The following is a 19,587-nucleotide window of genomic DNA, read 5'->3' as shown; positions in this document are numbered from 1 at the left end:
GGCCGGCGGCTCCGCCGCGTCGGGTCGTTCGTCCATAGGCCGTGCATCGCCCGTCGCCCCCCTCACAGTCTGAGTCGTCCATCCCCGGCGCCGAACGGTCCCCGGCGCGTCCCCTGTCGGACGATACACCAGTCTCGTCACTCAGGGACATAGCTTCTCTACTCTCCGTAACTAGCAGGGAGTATGCGGGTACCCACCGCTTCCGGGGAGTCGCGCACGGTGCCCGGGGCGGGTCACCCGCCCGTCGTCAGGATCACGTTGCGCAGCGGTTCCCGGTTCACGAACCGGGTCAACTGGTCCGCCAGCAACCGCTCGGCGCGTGGCCGGAACGCGGACGTCGGCCCGCCGGCGTGCGGGCTGACGAGTACTCCGGGAGCCTGCCACAGGGGGTGGCCCGGCGGCAGCGGTTCGGGGTCGGTGACGTCGAGCGCGGCGGTGATGCGCCCGCTCTCCAGCTCGGCGAGCAGCGCCTTGGTGTCGACGACGGGGCCGCGCGCCACGTTGACGAGCAGGGCCCCGTCCTTCATCCGGGCCAGGAAGTCCGCGTTCACCAGGCCACGGGTCGCCTCGGTGAGCGGCGTGGAGAGGATGACGACGTCCGACTCGGGCAGCAGGGCGGGCAGTTCGGTGAGCGGGTGCACCGGACCGCGCGCCGTGGTGCGCGCGGAGCGCGCGACGCGCGCCACCCGCGCGACCTCGAACGGCACGAGCCGGTCCTCGATCGCGGCGCCGATCGAGCCGTAGCCGACGATGAGCACGTTCCGGTCGGCGAGCGCGGGCCGGAAACCGCCGAGCCACTCGCCCCGGTCCTGCGCCCGCACGAAGTCGGGCACCCCGCGCAGCGACGCCAGGATCAGCGCGAGGGTCAGCTCCGCCGTGCTGGCCTCGTGCACGCCGCGCGCGTTGCACAGCCGCACGCCGTCGGGCAGGTGCCGGAGGCCGGGTTCGACGTGGTCGATGCCGGCGGACAGCGTCTGGACGACCTGGACGGAGCGCATGTGCGGCAGCGGGCGTACGCCGACCCCGCTGGGCTTCATGTAGGGGACGACGTAGAACGCGCAGTCGGCCGGGTCTGCGGGGAAGTCCTCCTCGCCGTTCCAGCAGCGGTAGACGGGCCCCTCGGGAAGGCCCTCGATCTCGTCCGGCGGGATGGGCAGCCACACGTCAGGAGTCATGTCCAGGAGGCTATGTCAGGGCCCTCGGACGGCAGAGGTTAGGTTGGGTGATCCGACGAGGGAGGGTCACGACCAGGTGGAGCGCAGGACGATCGGCGCGACGGCACTCGCGGTGGGGGCCGTCGGCCTGGGGTGCATGCCGATGAACTGGGCGTACAGCGCCTCGCGGCAGCGGGGCGAGGAGTCGGTCAGGGCGGTGCACCGGGCCCTGGACCTGGGCGTCTCCCTGCTGGACACGGCGGACATGTACGGCCCGTTCACCAACGAGCTGCTGCTCGGGCGGGTGTTGAAGGAGCGGCGGTCCGACGCCTTCGTGTCGACGAAGGTCGGGCTGCTGGTGGGCGATCAGCACATCGTGGCCAACGGCCGCCCCGGCTATGTGCGGCGGGCCTGCGACGCCTCGCTGCGCCGGCTGCAGACGGACGTCATCGACCTCTACCAGTTGCACCGCGCCGACCCGGAGGTTCCCGTCGAGGAGACGTGGGGCGCGATGGCGGAGCTGGTGCGGGCGGGGAAGGTGCGGGCCCTGGGGCTGTGCGCGATCGACGCGCGGTCGGCCCGGCGGCCGGGGACGCGGCTGTACGACGCGACGATCCGGCAGCTGGAGCGGGTGCAGCAGATCTTCCCGGTGAGCGCGGTGCAGGCCGAGCTGTCGGTGTGGTCGCCCCAGGCGCTGCGGACGCTGCTGCCGTGGTGCGTGACGCGCGGGGTCGGTTTCCTCGCCGCGATGCCGCTGGGCAACGGCTTCCTGACCGGCACGCTGACGCCCGGACAGGGCTTCGAGCCGGACGACCTGCGTGCCCGGCACCCCCGTTTCACCGCCGAGATGATGGCCGCCAACCAGCCGATCGTGGCCGGGCTGCGCCGGATCGCTGCCCGGCACGGCGACGACGTCACTCCGGCGCAGGTGGCGCTGGCCTGGGTGCTGGCGCAGGGGCCGCACGTGGTGCCCGTGCCCGGCACCAAGCGGGAGCGCTGGGTGACGCAGAACGCGGGGGCGGCGGCGCTGCGGCTGACCGAGCGGGATCTGGCGGAGGTGCGGGAGCTGCCGGCGGCGCAGGGATCGTGGGACTGAGACGGTTTCCCGGTTCGGGATTCGGTGACCGGGAACCTGGGGAGGCCCGGCGGAGTATGACAGGGAGAACCCGCCGCGTCGAAGGGACCATGATCGTGCGACGTCGTTCCGTGACGGCCGTGCTGGCCGCCGCTCTCCTACTGACGGCCGGCTGTTCCGGGGACGGTGAGCCGTCGGGCGCGGACCGGAGCGCCTCCGCGGGTCCCACGACGGCGGGGGCGTCGCCCTCGGGTACGGCCGCCGGACAGGCACCGCCGGCGAAGGGCTCGGTGAAGGTGCTCCGCACCGTCGCCACGGGCCTGAAGAGCCCGTGGGGCCTGGCCCCGCTGCCGGACGGCGGCCTGCTGGTCTCCTCGCGCGACGAGGCCACGATCACCCGGGTCGACGAGAGGACCGGCCGGACGACGGAGCTCGGCGAGGTGCCCGGGGTGTCGCCGGCCGGGGAGGGCGGCCTCCTGGGCATCGCCCTCTCCCCCGACTACGCGTCGGACCACATGGTCTACGCGTACTTCACCTCGGCCTCCGACAACCGCATCGTCCGCATGCGGTACGACGCGAAGAAGCCGCCGGGCCGGCAACTGGGCGCCCCGGACACGGTGTTCAAGGGCATCCCGAAGGGCTTCACCCACAACGGCGGCCGGATCGCCTTCGGGCCGGACGGGATGCTGTACGCGGGCACGGGCGAGAGCGGTGAGCCGGGCCTGTCGCAGCGGAAGGACTCGCTCGGCGGCAAGATCCTGCGCATGACACCGGACGGTGAGCCGGCCCCCGGCAACCCGTTCCCCCGCTCCCCCGTGTACTCGTACGGGCACCGCAATGTGCAGGGGCTGGCCTGGGACGGCGAGCAGCGGCTGTTCGCCTCGGAGTTCGGGCAGAAGACCTGGGACGAGCTGAACGCGATCGCGCCGGGTGTCAACTACGGCTGGCCCGAGGCGGAGGGCGAATCCGGTGACTCCGCCTTCCACGATCCGCTCGCCCAGTGGAGCACCGACGAGGCCTCCCCCAGCGGCATCGCCCACGCCGGGGGCAGTGTCTGGATGGCGGGCCTGCGCGGCGAACGGCTGTGGCGCGTCCCGCTGAAGGGCACGCGGGCGGCGGCCGAACCACAGGCGTTCCTGGAGGGCGAGTACGGCCGGCTGCGCACGGTGGCCGCGGCGGGCGACGACCGGCTGTGGCTGGTGACGAGCAACACGGACGGCCGGGGCGAGGCGAAGGACGGGGACGACCGGATCCTGGAGCTGGAGGTGCGCTAAGGGGTGACCCCGGTGCCCTCCGCCTCGTCCGGGGCGTCCGGGGAATCGTCCTCCGCGGGCCTGGGGTGCGGCAGGTGGACGACGACCTTGCCCGAGCCGAGGTCTATCGGGCCGCGGCCCGGGTCGCCGTCGCCCACGTCCACCCGGGTCAGCTCCAGCCTGTTCCGTTCCTCGCGGGTGTGCTTGCGGCCGGGCGAGAAAAGCTCCTCGAAAGTGTGGAACACGCGGCCTCCTCGGTCGGCGTGCCTGCCAGGGTAGGCCTCAGCCGGCCGAACGGGACAGGGGCTTTCCGGTCGGGAACAGGCCCAGCCGGTGGGCCAGTGCCGCCGCCTCGCCGCGGCCCGAGACGCCGAGCTTGGCCAGGATGTTGGAGACGTGGACGCTGGCGGTCTTCGGCGAGATGAACAGCTCCTCGGCTATCCGGCGGTTGGTATGGCCCTCGGAGACCAGACGCAGCACGTCGCGTTCGCGGCTGGTGAGGCCGAGGGCCTCGGCCGGGTCGGCGGGAGCCGCGGCCGGGGCGGCGGTGTGACCGAGCGGGAGCCGGGCGCGCCGGGCGAGCAGGGCGACGGCGTCGCCGAGCGGCCGGGCGCCGAGGTGAGCGGCGACGGTGCCGGCCAGCCGGAGCAGTTCCGTGGCGCGGGCCCGCTCGTCCTCGCCGCCGATCTCCAGCAGGGCGCCGGCCAGCCGGTGGCGGACGCGGGCGAGGTCGTAGGGACGCTCCAGCGACTCGAACGCGGTGACCACCTCCGACCATGCCTGTACGGTGTCGCGCCCCTCGGCGCGGTCGAGTTCGGCGCGGACCCACCGCTCGTGGGCGTGCCAGACCGGGGCGCCCGTGGTGAGCGTCCTGGCGGTCTCGGCGAGGCGTCGCAGCACGGCGGCGCGGCCTTTCTCGGCGCCGTGCGGGCGGTGTGGGGCGGCCTCGGCCTCGGCGGCGGCCAGCAGCAGGGGCCAGCCGTAGCGCTGGGTGCCGGGCGGGAGGCCGGCCGTCAGGGCCTGGTCGAGTTCCGCCCGGGCGTCCGGGATGCGGCCCTCGGCGGCGGCGATGCCGATGGCGAGGGTGGCGAGCGGCAGCCGGTACTGCGGTACGAGGTCGACCGCGCCGTAGACGGAGCGGGCCTCGGCAAGCAGCCGGGCGGCCTCGGCCGTCCCGCCGCGGGCGAGGGCGACGACGGCACGCTTGAGGAGTGCGCCACCGCGGGGTGCGGCTCCCCGGCCGGGGGCCCCGGCGGTGCCCGCGGCCTCGATCGCCTCGTCCCAGCGGCCCAGGGAGATCAGGGAATCGGCGAGATTGCCCCACACCCAGGCCTCGGACTCCAGCAGGCCGGACCGCCGGGTGAGGTCGATGCCCTCGCGCAGGATGACGACCGCCTCCTCGGAGCGGCCGATGCCTTCCAGGACCGAGGGCAGGTTGACGTGGCTGCGGGCGACCACGACGGACTGTCCCTGGGCCACCGCCCGGTCTCTGACCCGGTGCATCTCGGCGAGTCCCGCGTCGATGTGACCCGCCTGGACCATCAGCCCGCCGAGAGTGAGCCGGGTGTTGAGTTCGATGTCGGAGGCGCCGACCATGCGCGCGTACTCCACGGCGCGCTCCGCGGCGGTCACCGCGTCGGGGCCCGGCTCGTGGAGCATCGCCCAGTTGGCGGCCATGGACAGCACCTCGGCGTGCACCTTGGACGGCGGCAGGCCGCGGACCAGTTCCTGGGCGATGCCGAGTTCCCGCCGGCCGTCGCCGCGGCCCTGGGACTGGACCAGCAAGGAGCGCTGCGCCCAGAACCACGCGGCGCGCTGCGGGTCCCGTCCGTTCGGCCCGGTGTCGGGGCGGGGTCCCTGCTCCTCCTCCAGCAGGCGCAGCGCCCGCTTGGTGATCTTCAGGGCGCGTTCGCGTTCCCCGCACAGCCGGCCGGCCACGGCGGCCTCGGCCATCAGGTCCAGATAGTGCAGGGGCGTGGTCTGCGGGTCGCAACCGCAGGGAGGGTAGACCTCGGTGTAGTCGACGGGGCGCAGGGTGGCGCGTATGTCGTCGGGGGCCGCGTCCCACAGCTCCATGGCCCTCTCCAGCAGCCGCAGTTGCTCGGAGTAGGCGTGGCGGCGGCGGGCCTCGACGGAGGCGTCCAGCACGGCGGGCAGCGCCTTGGCCGGGTCGTGGGCGTGGTACCAGTAGCTGGCCAGTCGCATCACGCGCTCGGTGGCGGGCACCAGCGTGGGATCGGCTTCCAGGGCCTCGGCGTAGCGGCGGTTGATGCGGGAGCGCTCACCGGGGAGCAGGTCGTCGGCGACGGCCTCGCGGACCAGGGAGTGCCGGAAGCGGTAGCCGTCGCCGTCGGGCGCCGGGAGCAGGAGGTTGGCGCCCACGGCGGCCCGCAGCGCCTCGATGAGGTCGTCCTCGGCGAGCCGGGCGACGGCGGCGAGCAGCCGGTGCTCGACGGTGGAACCGCCCTCGGCGACGATCCGGGCGACGCGCTGCGCGCTCTCCGGCAGGGCTTCGACACGGACCAGGAGCAGGTCGCGCAGGGAGTCGGTGAGGCCGGTGCGGCAGCCCTCGTGGGCGGCGACGGCGAGTTCCTCGACGAAGAAGGCGTTGCCGTCGGAGCGCTCGAAGATCTCGTCGACCTGGCGCGGGTCGGGTTCGTGGGCGAGGATGCCGGCGATCTGGCGGCCGGCCTCCTCACGGGTGAAGCGGCCGAGTTCGATGCGGCGGACGGTGCGCAGGCGGTCGAGTTCGGCGAGCAGCGGGCGCAGCGGGTGGCGGCGGTGGATGTCGTCGGAGCGGTAGGTGGCCAGGACGACGAGGCGGCCGGTGCGCAGGGTGCGGAAGAGGTAGGCGATCAGGTGGCGGGTGGAGGCGTCGGCCCAGTGCAGGTCCTCCAGGACGAGGACGACGGTGTGCCGGGCGGTGACGCGTTCCAGCAGGCGGGCGGTGAGTTCGAAGAGGCGGGCCACGCTCTCCTCGTCGTGCCTGCCGCCGCCGCTGCCGGTGCCCGGGGCGCTCTCGGCCAGTTCGGGCAGCAGCCGGGCCAGTTCCTCCTCCTGTCCGGCGGCGGCGTCGGCCAGTTCCCCGGGCAGTTCGCGGCGCAGGGCGCGCAGCGCGGTGGAGAAGGGGGCGAAGGGCAGTCCGTCGGCGCCGATCTCGACGCAGCCGCCGAGCGCGACGACGGCGCCCTTCCGGCGTGCGGCGGTGGCGAACTCCTCGACGAGGCGGGTCTTGCCGACGCCCGCCTCGCCGCCGAGCAGCAGTGCCTGCGGTTCTCCGCCGGCGGCACGGGCGAGGGCGTCGTCCAGCGTGTCGAGTTCGCCCGCGCGGCCGACGAACACGGGGCTCAGGGATCTGTTCTCCACGGAGGGGAGCATCGCACGCGGGTCCGACACCGGGGCACCGGTTTTCCGCGGGCGGGCGGTGGGCCGCACGACGGCGGGGAGAAAGGCCGCGCGGCCTCCCTCCCCGGTCCCGCCGTTCACGCGGCCCTGGCGAACCGGTTCCGGCGGAAGCGGAACCTATGGCTCTCCGCCGGAGCGGCGCCGGGGCGGGCTTCTCGGCGGGCGGCGCGGCGGACGCGGACAGCCTCGCGGGCCAGCCGTGCCTCGTCGGCCCGGCGGATCAGTTCGGCGGTGCGGAGCAGGTGGAGCTCGTACTCGTCCATGGTGTTCCCCTCGGTGGGAGTCGGTGTCGGTTCGCTCGCTGCGATGCCTTCACCTTCGTCTCCCAGGGGGGTCCGCCGCATCGGGTGGGTTCCGCATCTTCGGCGCCCGGAGGGGGCCTTAGACACGGGTGAGGGGCCTTAGGGCGTGCGCCGGGGGCGCGCCGATGCCCATAAGGCCCCTCAGGATGTGCGGGGACGTCAGCCCGCGGACGGTACGGCCAGCATGACGTCGGTGTACTTGAGCACGGCCAGGAGCAGGCCGATCACGCCCAGCGCGACGCCACCCCAGGAGACCGACCTGATCCACGCCGCCTGCGGCCCGCCGGGCGTGCCGAAGGCCGGCCGGACCAGCACCACGACGCCGACGACCAGTGCGAGCAGCGCGAAGACGCCGCCCCAGAGCGCGGTGGCCTGCCAGGCGTCGCCGTAGCCCTTCTCCAGCATGGTCTGGACGCTGGAGGACGAGGTCGTCTCCAGCTGTCCGAAGACCGACTCGCGGGCGGAGGCGACGGTGCCGACCCAGCTCCCCGTCAGCGACACGACGCCCAGCCCGGCGGAGACGACGGCACCGGCGCCCTGGCCGACACCGGACGGGGCTGCCTTCCCGGCCGCACCGGCGCCGGTGTCTGCGTCGGCGTCGGCGTCGGCGTCGGCGTCGGCGTCGGCGTCGGCGTCATCGGCGGCGGGGCCGTCCGCCGTGGTGTCACCGTCCGCGGCCGTGTCCTCGGTGGCCTCGTTGCCCGGCGTCCCGTCCGTCTCGTCCGTCTTGTCGCGGCCGGTCTTCGCGACGGTCTCGTCGGCTGTCTTCGTTCCCATGGTCCGCACCGTACGGGCGCTCTCTGAGAGGTCCCTTAACGGGCGTCGTGAGCGCCGCGCGCGCGGGCCGCGCGCCATTCGGGGGCCAGCACCGCCCACACCTCCGTGTCCTGGCGGACCCCCCGGTAGGGGAAGCTCTCGCGCAGGACGCCCTCCCGCGTCATGCCGAGCCGCCGGGCGGCGTTGACGCTGGGGGTGTTCGCGGAGGACGCGTGCCACTCCACGCGGTGCATGCCGCGCTCCTCGAAGGCCCAGTCGATCAGGACGCGGGCGCCGCGGGTGACCAGGCCCTTTCCCGTCCCGGCGGGCTCCAGCCAGCAGCCGATCTCGCAGACGCCGGTGGCGGCGTCGAATACCCGGAAGAGCAGTCCGCCGACGAGTTCGCCCTCCAGCCACAGGCCGTGCAGGAAGCCGCTGTCGGCGGCGCGCCGGTCGGCGTAGGACTGGAGCAGTTCGCGGGCGGAGGCGACGTCGGTGGCCTTGGTCCCGAAGGGGATGTGCCGGGTGATGAAGTCCCGGCCCCGGTCCAGATGGGCCAGGAACTCCTCGGCGTGCCAGGTCTCCAGGGGGCGCAGTTCGGCGCCGTCGTCACCCAGTGGTATCGCGTACATCCCGCTGCCGTACCTCCTCCGTGAGCACGTCCGCCACCTCGGCGTCCGTCGCCGCGGCCAGCCTCTCATGGGCGGCACGGGACTCGGGCGGCTCGATGCTGATGCGGGGCAGGATCCGGTCCAGGCCGCGCGGCAGCCACCAGTTGGCGCGGCCGAGCAGGTGCATCAGGGCGGGCACCAGGAGGGTGCGCAGGACGAAGGCGTCCAGGGCGACGGCGGCGGCGAGCGCGATGCCGAACATGGCGATCACCCGGTCGCCGCTGAGGACGAAGGCGAGGAAGACCGAGATCATGATGACCGCGGCGGAGTTGATCACCCGGCTGGTCTCGGCGAGGCCGACGCGGACGGCCCGGCGGTTGTCGCCGGTCTCCAGCCACTCCTCGTACATGCGGCTGACCAGGAAGACCTGGTAGTCCATGGAGAGCCCGAAGAGCACCGACACCATGATCACGGGGAGGAAGGGCTCGATCGGGCCGGCGCTGCCGAGTCCGAGGAGTTCGCTGCCCCAGCCCCACTGGAAGATCACGACGACGACGCCGAAGGAGGCTGCGACCGCGGCGACGTTCATCGCGGCGGCCTTGAGGGGTATGCCGACGGAGCGGAAGGCCAGCAGGAGCAGCAGGCAGCCCAGGCCGATGACGACGCCGACGAAGAGGGGCAGCTTGCCGACGATGACGTCGGCGAAGTCGTCGTACCCGGCCGTCACCCCGCCGACGTGCACGTCGAGCGCGGTGCCGGCCTCGGCCCGCGGCAGCACCTCGGTGCGCAGCCGCTCCACGAGGTCGCTGGTGTCCGGGGACTGCGGGGACGACTCGGGCACGACCGTGAGGTAGGCGGTGTCGCCGCCCGAGTTGTACGTCACCGGGGTCACCGAGGCGACGCCCTCGGTGGTGCGCAGGGAGGCGTCGAGGTTGTCCAGGGCGAGCCGGTCCTCGGCGCCGCCGACCTCGGTGACCAGGGTGAGGGGGCCGTTCACGCCGGGGCCGAAGCCCTCGGCGAGGAGGTCGTAGGCCTGGCGGGTGGTGCTGCCCTGGGGGTCGTTGCCCTGGTCGGAGGTGCCCAGGCGCAGTCCGAGGGTGGGCAGCGCGAGGACCGTGACGACGACGAGGGCGAGGGCGCCGAGCAGCTTGGGGTGCCGCTCGACGAAGGCCGACCAGCGTGCGGCGAACCCGGTGGGCAGTTCCGGCTCGGGCCCGTGTTCGGCGAGCCGGCGCCGCTCGCGCCGGCTCAGGGCGCGCGGGCCGATGTACGACAGCAGGGCCGGCAGCAGGGTCACGGAGGCGGCGACGGTGAGGACCACGGTGAGCGAGGCGGCGACGGCGACGCCGTTGAGGAAGCCGAGCCGGAGGATCAGCATGCCCAGCAGGGCGATGCACACGGTGGCCCCCGCGAAGACGACCGCGCGTCCGGTGGTCGCCACGGCGTTCTCGGCGGCCTCGGCGACGGTGAGCCCCCGTTTCAGGCCGCGCCGGTGCCGGGTGACGATGAACAGGGCGTAGTCGATGCCGACGCCCAGTCCGATGAGGGTGCCCAGCATGGGCGCGAAGTCGGCGACGGTCATGGCGTGGCCGAGCAGGGTGATGCCGGCGTAGGCGGTGCCGACGGAGACCAGCGCGGTGGCGATGGGCAGCAGGGCGGCGGCGAGGGAGCCGAAGGCGAGGAAGAGCACCACCGCGGCCACGGCCACACCGAGGGCCTCGGCGAGGTGTCCGCCCGGCGCCTCGGTGAGCGCGACGCCGCTGCCGCCGAGTTCCACCCGGAGTCCGTCGGTCCCGGCCGCCTTCGCGGTGTCGACCACGGCCCGCGCCTCGGCCGGGTCGAGGTCCTGGGCGGCTTCCGCGAAGGTGACGGTGGCGTACGCGGTGCGGCCGTCCTCGCTGATCAGCGGCGAGTCCGGGGCGTCGTACGGGCTGGTGACGGAGGCCACCCCGGGCAGTTCCGCGATGCGGTCCAGGGTGCGGGTCATGGTCTGTTCGACGTCGGCGGCGCGGACGGTGCCCGTGGTGGTGTGCCAGACGACGGTGTCGCTGTCGCCGCCGGTCCCGGGGAAGCCCGACCGGAGCAGCCGGTAGGCGCGGTCGGAACCGGTGCCGGCGACCCCGTAGTCGTTGGAGTACGCGGATCCGGTGACGGCGGCGGCCGCGGCGACCCCGCCGAAGGCGAGGAGCCAGAGCAGAACGGCGACGAGGCGGCGCTGGACACACCAGCGTGCGAGGGCTGCCACGGACGTGCTCCCGGGGTGTCTGATTGTGGATCTTTGTCAGGGAACAGTCGTGCATGACGTGAACGGCCCGCAAAGAACGCATGAGCGATGCAAGGACACTCTTGCAGTCAGAAGTGATCGTTTGCGGACTTCGTGGCCTTCTTCACAGGGCCTTCGTGCCACTGCGCAACACCGGTACGCCGGTACGCCGCTGTACCGGTACGCCGAGGGGGACGCACCGTGTCCGGTGCGTCCCCCTCGGGCGGTGCGGAGCGGCGTCAGCCCTCGACGCCCAGCTTCTGCAGGATCAGCTCCTTGACACGGGCAGCGTCCGCCTGGCCTCGGGTCGCCTTCATGACGGCGCCGACCAGGGCGCCGGCCGCGGCCACCTTGCCGCCGCGGATCTTGTCCGCGACGCCCGGGTTGCCGGCGATGGCCTCGTCGACGGCGGCGGTCAGCGCGCCCTCGTCGGAGACGACCTTCAGGCCGCGCTTGTCGACGACCTCGTCCGGCGTGCCCTCGCCGGCGAGGACGCCCTCGATGACCTGGCGGGCCAGCTTGTCGTTGAGGTCGCCCTTCTTGACCAGCTCGGCGACCCGCGCGACCTGCTCCGGCGTGATCGCCAGCTCGTCCAGCGGCTTCTGGGACTCGTTGGCGCTGCGGGCCAGCTCGCCCATCCACCACTTGCGGGCGGAGGCCGCGTCGGCGCCGGCGTCGATCGTGGCGACGATCAGGTCCAGCGCGCCGGCGTTGAGGATGGCCTGCATGTCGGTGCCGGAGACGCCCCACTCCTCGCGGAGCCGGTTGCGGCGCACCAGCGGCAGCTCGGGCAGGGCGGAACGGATCTCCTCGACCCACTCGCGCGAGGGGGCCACGGGAACCAGGTCGGGCTCCGGGAAGTACCGGTAGTCCTCGGCCTCCTCCTTCACGCGGCCCGAGGTCGTGGACCCGGTGTCCTCGTGGAAGTGGCGGGTCTCCTGGACGATCGTGCCGCCGCCGCTCAGGACGGCCGCGTGCCGCTGGATCTCGAAACGGGCCGCGCGCTCCACGGACCGCAGCGAGTTGACGTTCTTCGTCTCCGAGCGGGTGCCGAACTTCTCCTGGCCGTGCGGGCGCAGCGACAGGTTCACGTCGCAGCGCATCTGGCCCATCTCCATGCGGGCCTCGGACACGCCGAGCGCCCGGATGACCTCGCGCAGCTCACGGACGTACGCCCGCGCGACCTCGGGGGCGCGCTCGCCCGCGCCCTCGATCGGCTTGGTGACGATCTCGATGAGCGGGATGCCGGCGCGGTTGTAGTCCAGCAGGGAGTGGGACGCGCCGTGGATACGGCCGGTGGCGCCGCCGACGTGCGTCGACTTGCCGGTGTCCTCCTCCATGTGGGCGCGCTCGATCTGGACGCGGAAGGTCTCCCCGTCCTCCAGCTGTACGTCGAGGTAGCCGTCGAAGGCGATCGGCTCGTCGTACTGGGAGGTCTGGAAGTTCTTCGGCATGTCCGGATAGAAGTAGTTCTTCCGGGCGAAGCGGCACCATTCGGCGATCTGGCAGTTCAGCGCGAGGCCGATCTTGATCGCGGACTCGACGCCGGTCGCGTTGACGACCGGGAGCGCGCCGGGCATGCCGAGGCAGACGGGGCAGGTCTGGGTGTTCGGTTCGGCGCCGAGCGCGGTCGAACAGCCGCAGAACATCTTGGTCCTGGTGCCGAGTTCGACATGGACCTCGAGGCCCATGACGGGGTCGTACGAAGCGAGTGCGTCCTCGTACGACACCAGGTCGGTCGTGGTGGTCACGGTGTAACTTCCCTCTCAGCCCAGCAGGACGTCGTCGTCGCCCAGCCGCTTCAGCTCGCGGTACAGGATGGCGAGGTTGGTGACGACCGCGGCGCCGGTCACGACGGCGTCGAGCAGTCGCAGCGTGTCGTTCTCGCCACGCGCCTTCTTGATCTGCTTGTAGACCCCGACGGCGCCGAACGCCGAGGTGGCCATCGAGACGTACAGACCGGACTTGGACTTCTTGAAGCCCTTGGCCTTGGACAGTGCGTTCACAGCGACGGTGCCTCCTCGATCAGCGGGTGGCCCCACTTTTCCACGAAGGCGGCCTCGACGGCGGCGCCGACCCTGTAGAGCCGGTCGTCCTTCATGGCGGGGGCGATGATCTGCAGACCCACCGGCAGGTTGTCCTCGGGGGCGAGGCCGCAGGGCAGCGACATGGCCGCGTTGCCCGCCAGGTTGGTGGGGATGGTGCACAGGTCGGCGAGGTACATCGCCATCGGGTCGTCGGCGCGCTCGCCGATCGCGAAGGCGGTGGTCGGGGTCGTCGGGGAGACGATCACGTCGACCTGCTCGAAGGCCTTCTCGAAGTCCCGCGTGATGAGGGTGCGGACCTTCTGGGCGCTGCCGTAGTACGCGTCGTAGTAGCCGGAGCTGAGGGCGTACGTGCCGAGCATGATGCGGCGCTTGACCTCGGGGCCGAAGCCGGCCTCGCGGGTCAGGGAGGTGACCTCCTCGGCGGAGTGCGTGCCGTCGTCGCCGACGCGCGCGCCGTAGCGCAGGCCGTCGAAGCGGGCGAGGTTGGAGGAGCACTCGGAGGGGGCGATCAGGTAGTACGCGGAGAGCGCGAGGTCGAAGGACGGGCAGTCCAGCTCGACGATCTCGGCGCCCAGCTCCTTCAGCAGCTCGACGGACTCGTCGAAGCGCTGGACGACGCCGGCCTGGTAGCCCTCGCCGCGGAACTGCTTGACGACGCCGACGCGCATGCCGGCGACGCTGCCGTTGCGGGCGGCCTCGACGACCGGCGGGACGGGGGCGTCGATGGAGGTGGAGTCCATCGGGTCGTGCCCGGCGATCACCTCGTGCAGCAGGGCCGCGTCCAGGACCGTGCGGGCGCAGGGGCCGCCCTGGTCGAGGGAGGAGGAGAAGGCGACCATGCCGTAGCGGGAGACGGCGCCGTAGGTCGGCTTGACGCCGACCGTGCCGGTGACGGCCGCGGGCTGGCGGATGGAGCCGCCGGTGTCGGTGCCGATGGCCAGCGGGGCCTGGAAGGCGGCGAGGGCTGCGGAGGAGCCGCCGCCGGAGCCGCCGGGGATCTTGGTGAGGTCCCAGGGGTTGCCGGTCGGGCCGTAGGCGCTGTTCTCGGTGGAGGACCCCATGGCGAACTCGTCCATGTTGGTCTTGCCGAGGATGACGACGTCGGCGGCCTTCAGCTTCCTGGTGACCGTCGCGTCGTACGGCGGGATCCAGCCCTCGAGGATCTTCGAGCCGACGGTGGTCGGCACACCCTCGGTGGTGAAGATGTCCTTGAGCGCGAGGGGGACGCCGGCCAGCGGGCCGAGCTTCTCGCCGCGCTCGCGCTTGGCGTCGACGGCGCGGGCCTGGGCGAGGGCGCCCTCGCGGTCGACGTGCAGGAAGGCGTGCACCTTCTCGTCGACGGCCTCGATGCGGGCCAGGTGGGCCTCGGTGACCTCGACGGCCGTCAGCTCGCCGGAGGCGATCTTCGCGGCGATCTCGGCCGCGGTGAGCTTGATGATGGGATCGCTCATGGCGGTTTACTCCTCCCCCAGGATCTGCGGCACCTTGAAACGCTGCTGCTCCTGGGCCGGGGCGCCGGAGAGCGCCTGCTCGGGCGTGAGCGACGGACGGACCTCGTCCGGCCGCATGACGTTCGTCAGCGGGAGCGGGTGCGAGGTCGGCGGTACGTCTTGGTCGGCGACCTCACTGACGCGGGCGACCGCGCCGATGATGTCGTCCAGCTGTCCCGCGAAGTGCTCGAGCTCTTCGGGCTTCAGCTCCAGACGCGCCAGCCGGGCGAGGTGGGCGACCTCCTCGCGCGTGATGCCAGGCATGCAGCGTTCCTCTGGGGTGAGTGTGTGGTTGGGGCAAATCGGCTTTGGCAAGTCGGTTTGGCCCAATCCTATGGGGCGGCGCCCCGTGGCCGTTAAACGGTTTCCCCCCGGGGCCGCCCGAGCCGCGCGGTGGCGGCGGGAGGGCACCCGCTCCCCCTCCCGGCGGGCGGCTCGGCGGCGTCTTCTCCGCGGGCGGCGCGCCCGTCCGCCGCGGGCGCGACAGGGGGCACCACGGCGCGGCGCCGTGGGCGGGTCACTCGTCGGCCGTCGCCGCGGGCAGGGCGGCGGCGGGGCGCACCCAGCCGCGGGCGCCCCGGGCGCGCAGCCATGCCGTCGTCTCCTCCGGCGGCATGGCCGCCGCGACCAGCCAGCCCTGTACGGCGTCGCAGCCGAGGTCGCGCAGGCGCTCCCAGGTCTCGTCGTCCTCGACCCCCTCGGCGACGACGAGGAGCCCCAGGGAGTGGGCGAGGTCGACGGTGCAGCGCACGATCTCGGCGTCCTCGGTGTCGACGGCCAGCCGCCCCACGAACGAGCGGTCGATCTTGAGTTCGCTGACGGGGAGCCGGCGCAGGTGGACCAGGGAGGAGTAGCCGGTGCCGAAGTCGTCGAGGGACATCTTCACGCCGTGCGCGGTCAGTGCGGCGAGGGTGTCGGCGGCGCGCTGCGGGTCCTCCAGCAGGACGTGTTCCGTGATCTCGAGCTGGAGCGCCCCCGCCGGGACTCCGTGCCGGGCCAGCCGCGCGGCGACCGAGCCCGCGAAGCCGGGGGTGTGGACGTCGCGCGGGGAGACGTTGACCGCGACGGGCACGAACAGGCCCTGGGACCGCCACCGGGCGACCTGTCCGAGCGCCGTCTCCAGCACGTACTCCGTCAGCCGGGGCATCAGCCCGGAGGACTCGGCGATCGCTATGAACTCGTCCGGCGGCACCCTGCCGCGCTCGGGGTGCACCCAGCGGACCAGCGCCTCCAGGCCGGCCACCTGTCCGTCGAAGCGGACCTTGGGCTGGTAGTGGAGCTGCACCTCGTGCGCGTCCAGGGCGCGGCGCAGGTCGCCCAGCAGCCCGAGCCGGTCCGGGGTGTTGGAGTCGCGCTTGGACTCGTAGACCTCGACGCCCGTGCGGTCCCGCTTCGCCTGGTACATGGCCACGTCCGCCCGGCGCAGCAGCCCTTCGGCGTCCAGCGCGTGGTCGGGGAAGACGGCGACGCCGGCGCTGGCCTCCAGGACGAGGGTGAGCCCGTCCAGGTCGAGCGGGGAGCCGAGCTCGGTGACCAGGCCCCGGGCGAGCCGGGTGGCCGAGGTGGTGGAGTCGGCGACCGGCAGCAGGACGGCGAACTCGTCGCCGCCCAGCCGCGCGGCCTCCGCCCCGCGCGGCAGTGCCAGCCGCAGCCGGTCGGCGGTCTGCAGCAGCAGCCGGTCGCCGGCGAGATGTCCGAGAGTGTCGTTGACCGACCGGAAACGGTCGAGGTCGATCAGCATCAGGGCGGCGCGGGCGCCGATCCGTTCGGCGTCGTCCAGCGCGGCCCAGGTCCGCTCCAGCAGCCACTGCCGGTTGGGCAGTCCGGTCAGCGGGTCGCGCAGCTGCTCCTCGGCCCGGGCGCGGGCGATCCACAGCGTGGAGTCGAGGGCGATCAGCGGGATGGAGAACAGCGGCAGCAGCAGCGGCTTGGCGACGGCGACCACGCAGACCAGCGGCGCGATGCCGAGCAGTGCGACGGCCACCAGGCCGTGTCTGACCAGGGCGGTGCGGGCGGCGGTCGGCAGTCCGGCGCGCGGGGCGTGCAGATACCACAGCAGGACCCGGGTGACGGCGAGGTAGGCGACGGCGACGAGCACCACCTTGGGGGCCGCGTCCACCCCCCAGGTGCCGGGGTCCCAGGGCTCCTCCCCGGTCGGTACGGTGCCGCAGAGGCCCAGCAGCAGGGCGCCCGCGGCGATGCCGAGGATGTCCACCGCGCCGTGCAGGACGCCCTGCCGCCAGTGGTCCCGGCGGGCGATGCCGACCAGGACGACGACGATGAGGCTGACCAGGCCGGCCGGGACCCAGCCGTAGAGCAGCAGGACGGCGAGGGTGAGGGCGGCGCCGGAGCCGGTGCCGCCCCACCAGCGGGAGCGGCCGAGCAATACCAGGTGGCCGACGACGATGCCGGTCAGCACGGCCAGGGACCAGCCGGCGGGACCGGACGGGAAGAGGGCGTGGCCCTCGGTGAAGGTCCCGAGGAAGCCGGCTCCGAGGACGAGCCCGGCCAGGACGACGACCGCCGCGGGCAACACGGGCCGGGCCGGGCGCCGTCCGGGATCGCCGCCGGCCGGCGCGGGCGGGCCCGCGGCGGCCGGCGGGGCGGTGCCCGGGTTGTTCGGCGGGGCGGTGCCCGGGGCGTTCGCCGCGGGGTGCCGTGCGCCACCATCGCGCCGCCCGAGCCACCGGCTCACGTGCCACGTCGCCACCAGGTGGCGCGGGCGCAGCCGTGAGCCCGCGGCGGCGCTCTCGGTCGGTTCCATTCCCGTCCCTCTCACGGCCGGCGGCGCCCACGCCGCACGGCCCGACGCCCGACTACCCCTCAACGGCTCCGCGTTGGAGAATTCCTCCCCCTGTTCCCCGGGGCAGGGGATGCCCCCGGCCGCGGCTGGGCACGGCAGGCGCACCCCTCAACAGTAGGCCGCGGAAGGCTTCCAGGGGCACCGGTCGCCGACGGTTGCCCGAATGCGCCCCGGCCACCCGTATGCAACTGGTATGCGCCGATCGGGCGACCTTCAACCGCCCCTACTCGGCCGAAAGCGCGGCGCCGGCCGCCGCCTCGGGTCCCTCCTCGAGCAGGACCGTGAAACCGCCCTCGTCCAGGACCGGCACCTTGAGCTGCACCGCCTTGTCGTACTTGGAGCCGGGGTTGTCGCCCACGACCACGAACGACGTCTTCTTGGACACCGATCCGGTCACCTTGGCGCCCCGGCTCTGCAGGGCGTCCTTGGCCCCGTCCCGGGTGAAGTTCTCCAGGGTGCCGGTGACGACGACGGTGAGTCCCTCCAGGGGGCGCGGGCCCTCGTCCTCACCGGTCGTCCGGTCCTCCAGCGGGACTCCGGCCGCCTTCCACTTCCTGACGATCTCCCGGTGCCAGTCCTCGGCGAACCATTCCTTGAGGGAGGCGGCGATGATGTCGCCGACCCCTTCCGTGGCCGCCAGCTCCTCCTCGGTGGCCTGCTCGATGCGGTCGAGGGAGCGGAACTCCCGGGCGAGGGTGCGGGCGGCGACCGGGCCGACGTGCCGGATGGAGAGGCCGTTGAGGAACCGGGCGAGCGGCCGGTTCTTGGCCTCCTCGATGTTCTTCAGCAGCGCGAGGGTGTTCTTCTTCGGCGCGCCCTCCTTGGTGGCGAAGACCGGGACGACCTTCTCCTCGCCGGTCTTCGGGTCGCGCTTGGGCAGTCCGCTGTCCGGGTCGAGGACGTACGCCTTGATGGGCAGCAGCTTCTCGACGGTGAGGTCGAAGAGGTCGCCCTCGTCGACGAGCGGCGGGTCGGCCGGTTCCAGCGGCCGGGTGAGGGCGGCCGCGACGACGGCGCCGAAGTGCTCGATGTCCAGGCACTCCCGGCCGGCGAGGTAGGTGACGCGCTCGCGCAACTGGGCGGGGCAGGTACGGGCGTTGGGGCAACGCAGGTCGATGTCGCCCTCCTTCATCGCCTTCAGCGGCGTCCCGCACTCGGGGCATTCGGCCGGCATCACGAACTCGCGCTCGCTGCCGTCCCGCAGGTCGGCGACCGGTCCGAGGATCTCGGGGATCACGTCACCGGCCTTGCGCAGCACCACCGTGTCACCGATGAGGACGCCCTTGGCCTTGACGACCTCCTGGTTGTGCAGGGTGGCGAACTCGACCTCGCTGCCTGCCACGGTGACCGGCTCGACCTGCGCGTACGGGGTGACGCGGCCGGTGCGGCCGACGCCCACCTTGATGTCGAGCAGCTTGGTGTTGACCTCTTCGGGCGCGTACTTGTAGGCGATGGCCCAGCGGGGGGCGCGGGCGGTGGAGCCGAGGCGTCCCTGGAGGCGGATCTCGTCGAGCTTGACGACGACGCCGTCGATCTCGTGCGCCACGGAGTGCCGGTTCTCGCCGTAGTACGTGATGAACTCCCGTACGCCGTCGAGGCCGTCGACCACCCTGTTGTGCGGGGAGGTGGGCAGGCCCCAGGACGCCAGGAGGTCGTAGGCCTGGGAGAGACGGGTCATGCCCGTGTAGCCCTCCAGGGCGCCGATGCCGTGGACGACCATGTGCAGGGGGCGGGTGGCGGTGACGCGCGGGTCCTTCTGGCGGAGCGAACCGGCCGCCGCGTTGCGGGGGTTGGCGAAGGGTTTGTCGCCGGCCTCGACGAGGCGGGCGTTGAGCTCCTGGAACTTCTCCATCGGGAAGTAGACCTCGCCGCGGATCTCCACGAGGTCGGGGACCTGCTCGCCCGCCAGGCGCTCCGGGATCTCGGCGATGGTGCGGACGTTGGGCGTGATGTCCTCACCGGTGCGGCCGTCGCCGCGGGTGGCGGCGCGGACGAGCCGGCCGCGCTCGTAGGTGAGGTTGACGGCGAGTCCGTCGACCTTCAGCTCGCACAGGAAGTGGTACTCCTGCTCGCCCAGTTCCTTCGCGATGCGCTCGGTCCAGGCGGCGAGTTCGTCGTCGTTGAAGGTGTTGTCGAGGGAGAGCATGCGGGAGCGGTGCTCGACGGCCGTGAACTCCGTCTCGTAGGAGCCGGCGACCTTCTGGGTCGGCGAGTCCGGGGTGCGCAGCTCCGGGTACTCCTCCTCCAGCTCCTCCAGGGAACGCAGCAGCCGGTCGAAGTCCGCGTCGCTGACGACGGGGGCGTCCTTCACGTAGTACCGGAAGCGGTGTTCCTCGATCTGCTCAGCGAGCCGCACGTGCTTCTCGCGCGCCTCGGCGGGCACGTTCGTCGTCTCCGCCTGCTTGTCGCCGGCCACCGTCATGTCCT

The 19,587-nt window shown here is 73.1% G+C and carries 15 protein-coding genes; 2 read left to right on the top strand and 13 right to left on the bottom strand.

The features are described 5' to 3' along the window. Positions 1-233: 233 nt before the first annotated feature. Positions 234-1,175 (bottom strand): 2-hydroxyacid dehydrogenase, encoded by a 942-nt coding sequence (locus tag ACFYOJ_RS28930; RefSeq protein ID WP_356556022.1) that lies wholly within the window; start codon positions 1,173-1,175, stop codon positions 234-236. Between the two features lie 76 nt (positions 1,176-1,251). On the opposite strand from ACFYOJ_RS28930, the gene ACFYOJ_RS28925 reads away from it, so the two are divergent. Beyond that, entirely contained in the window at positions 1,252-2,250 is a 999-nt protein-coding gene (locus tag ACFYOJ_RS28925; RefSeq protein WP_356556024.1) for an aldo/keto reductase, read from the top strand. Positions 2,251-2,339: 89 nt separating this feature from the next. After that, positions 2,340-3,503, top strand: a complete 1,164-nt coding sequence (locus ACFYOJ_RS28920) for a PQQ-dependent sugar dehydrogenase (RefSeq protein ID WP_356556026.1) — start codon at positions 2,340-2,342, stop codon at positions 3,501-3,503. Here ACFYOJ_RS28920 and ACFYOJ_RS28915 read toward each other — a convergent pair. The 12 genes from ACFYOJ_RS28915 to ligA all read right to left on the bottom strand — a co-directional run bounded on the left by ACFYOJ_RS28915 (position 3,500) and on the right by ligA (position 19,582). Beyond that, complete coding sequence (locus ACFYOJ_RS28915) at positions 3,500-3,727, bottom strand: DUF6191 domain-containing protein (protein WP_356556028.1); 228 nt, start codon at positions 3,725-3,727, stop codon at positions 3,500-3,502. The two genes, ACFYOJ_RS28920 and ACFYOJ_RS28915, sit on opposite strands and share 4 nt — an antisense overlap. A 37-nt stretch (positions 3,728-3,764) precedes the next feature. Then, the gene (locus ACFYOJ_RS28910; RefSeq protein ID WP_356556123.1) at positions 3,765-6,860 is read right to left on the bottom strand and encodes an AAA family ATPase; all 3,096 of its coding nucleotides are present in this window, start codon (positions 6,858-6,860) and stop codon (positions 3,765-3,767) included. A gap of 104 nt (positions 6,861-6,964) precedes the next feature. Further along, positions 6,965-7,150, bottom strand: a complete 186-nt coding sequence (locus ACFYOJ_RS28905) for a hypothetical protein (RefSeq protein ID WP_356556030.1) — start codon at positions 7,148-7,150, stop codon at positions 6,965-6,967. A 198-nt stretch (positions 7,151-7,348) separates the two neighbouring features. Then, the gene (locus ACFYOJ_RS28900) at positions 7,349-7,966 is read right to left on the bottom strand and encodes a hypothetical protein (RefSeq protein WP_356556032.1); all 618 of its coding nucleotides are present in this window, start codon (positions 7,964-7,966) and stop codon (positions 7,349-7,351) included. A 35-nt stretch (positions 7,967-8,001) separates the two neighbouring features. Next, positions 8,002-8,577 (bottom strand): GNAT family protein, encoded by a 576-nt coding sequence (locus ACFYOJ_RS28895; RefSeq protein WP_356556033.1) that lies wholly within the window; start codon positions 8,575-8,577, stop codon positions 8,002-8,004. Further along, a complete protein-coding gene (locus ACFYOJ_RS28890) occupies positions 8,555-10,801 on the bottom strand; it encodes an MMPL family transporter (RefSeq protein ID WP_356556035.1) in 2,247 nt (748 codons plus the stop codon). The genes ACFYOJ_RS28895 and ACFYOJ_RS28890 overlap by 23 nt, the downstream gene beginning before the upstream one ends. Positions 10,802-11,058: 257 nt before the next feature. After that, on the bottom strand, positions 11,059-12,570 hold the full coding sequence (gene gatB, locus ACFYOJ_RS28885; protein ID WP_356556037.1) for an Asp-tRNA(Asn)/Glu-tRNA(Gln) amidotransferase subunit GatB: 1,512 nt from the start codon (positions 12,568-12,570) through the stop codon (positions 11,059-11,061). 15 nt (positions 12,571-12,585) lie between these two features. Then, a complete protein-coding gene (locus tag ACFYOJ_RS28880) occupies positions 12,586-12,825 on the bottom strand; it encodes a hypothetical protein (protein WP_356556039.1) in 240 nt (79 codons plus the stop codon). Further along, positions 12,822-14,318 carry an Asp-tRNA(Asn)/Glu-tRNA(Gln) amidotransferase subunit GatA gene (gene gatA / locus ACFYOJ_RS28875; protein ID WP_356556041.1) on the bottom strand — a complete coding sequence of 499 codons (1,497 nt, stop codon included), beginning with the start codon at positions 14,316-14,318 and terminating at the stop codon, positions 12,822-12,824. Before gatA ends, ACFYOJ_RS28880 begins: the two co-directional genes overlap by 4 nt. 6 nt (positions 14,319-14,324) lie before the next feature. Continuing rightward, positions 14,325-14,621 (bottom strand): Asp-tRNA(Asn)/Glu-tRNA(Gln) amidotransferase subunit GatC, encoded by a 297-nt coding sequence (gene gatC, locus ACFYOJ_RS28870; protein ID WP_003973500.1) that lies wholly within the window; start codon positions 14,619-14,621, stop codon positions 14,325-14,327. A 253-nt stretch (positions 14,622-14,874) separates the two neighbouring features. After that, positions 14,875-17,121, bottom strand: a complete 2,247-nt coding sequence (locus tag ACFYOJ_RS28865; protein ID WP_356556043.1) for a bifunctional diguanylate cyclase/phosphodiesterase — start codon at positions 17,119-17,121, stop codon at positions 14,875-14,877. A gap of 262 nt (positions 17,122-17,383) precedes the next feature. Beyond that, entirely contained in the window at positions 17,384-19,582 is a 2,199-nt protein-coding gene (gene ligA, locus ACFYOJ_RS28860) for an NAD-dependent DNA ligase LigA (RefSeq protein WP_356556045.1), read from the bottom strand. Positions 19,583-19,587 lie beyond the last annotated feature (5 nt).

Source organism: Streptomyces sp. NPDC006384, from assembly GCF_042870695.1.
GTDB lineage: Bacteria > Actinomycetota > Actinomycetes > Streptomycetales > Streptomycetaceae > Streptomyces.
Note: the sequence above shows the minus strand (reverse complement) of the source record. Positions and strands in the feature narration are given on the sequence as shown.

Coding starts and splice junctions, on each gene's coding strand:
- ACFYOJ_RS28930 (WP_356556022.1), bottom strand. CDS start 1,175: ATGACTCCTGACGTGTGGCTGCCCATCCCGCCGGACGAGATCGAGGGC.
- ACFYOJ_RS28920 (WP_356556026.1), top strand. CDS start 2,340: ATGATCGTGCGACGTCGTTCCGTGACGGCCGTGCTGGCCGCCGCTCTC.
- ACFYOJ_RS28910 (WP_356556123.1), bottom strand. CDS start 6,860: ATGCTCCCCTCCGTGGAGAACAGATCCCTGAGCCCCGTGTTCGTCGGC.
- ACFYOJ_RS28905 (WP_356556030.1), bottom strand. CDS start 7,150: ATGGACGAGTACGAGCTCCACCTGCTCCGCACCGCCGAACTGATCCGC.
- ACFYOJ_RS28900 (WP_356556032.1), bottom strand. CDS start 7,966: ATGGGAACGAAGACAGCCGACGAGACCGTCGCGAAGACCGGCCGCGAC.
- ACFYOJ_RS28895 (WP_356556033.1), bottom strand. CDS start 8,577: ATGTACGCGATACCACTGGGTGACGACGGCGCCGAACTGCGCCCCCTG.
- gatA (WP_356556041.1), bottom strand. CDS start 14,318: ATGAGCGATCCCATCATCAAGCTCACCGCGGCCGAGATCGCCGCGAAG.
- gatC (WP_003973500.1), bottom strand. CDS start 14,621: ATGCCTGGCATCACGCGCGAGGAGGTCGCCCACCTCGCCCGGCTGGCG.
- ACFYOJ_RS28865 (WP_356556043.1), bottom strand. CDS start 17,121: ATGGAACCGACCGAGAGCGCCGCCGCGGGCTCACGGCTGCGCCCGCGC.
- ligA (WP_356556045.1), bottom strand. CDS start 19,582: ATGACGGTGGCCGGCGACAAGCAGGCGGAGACGACGAACGTGCCCGCC.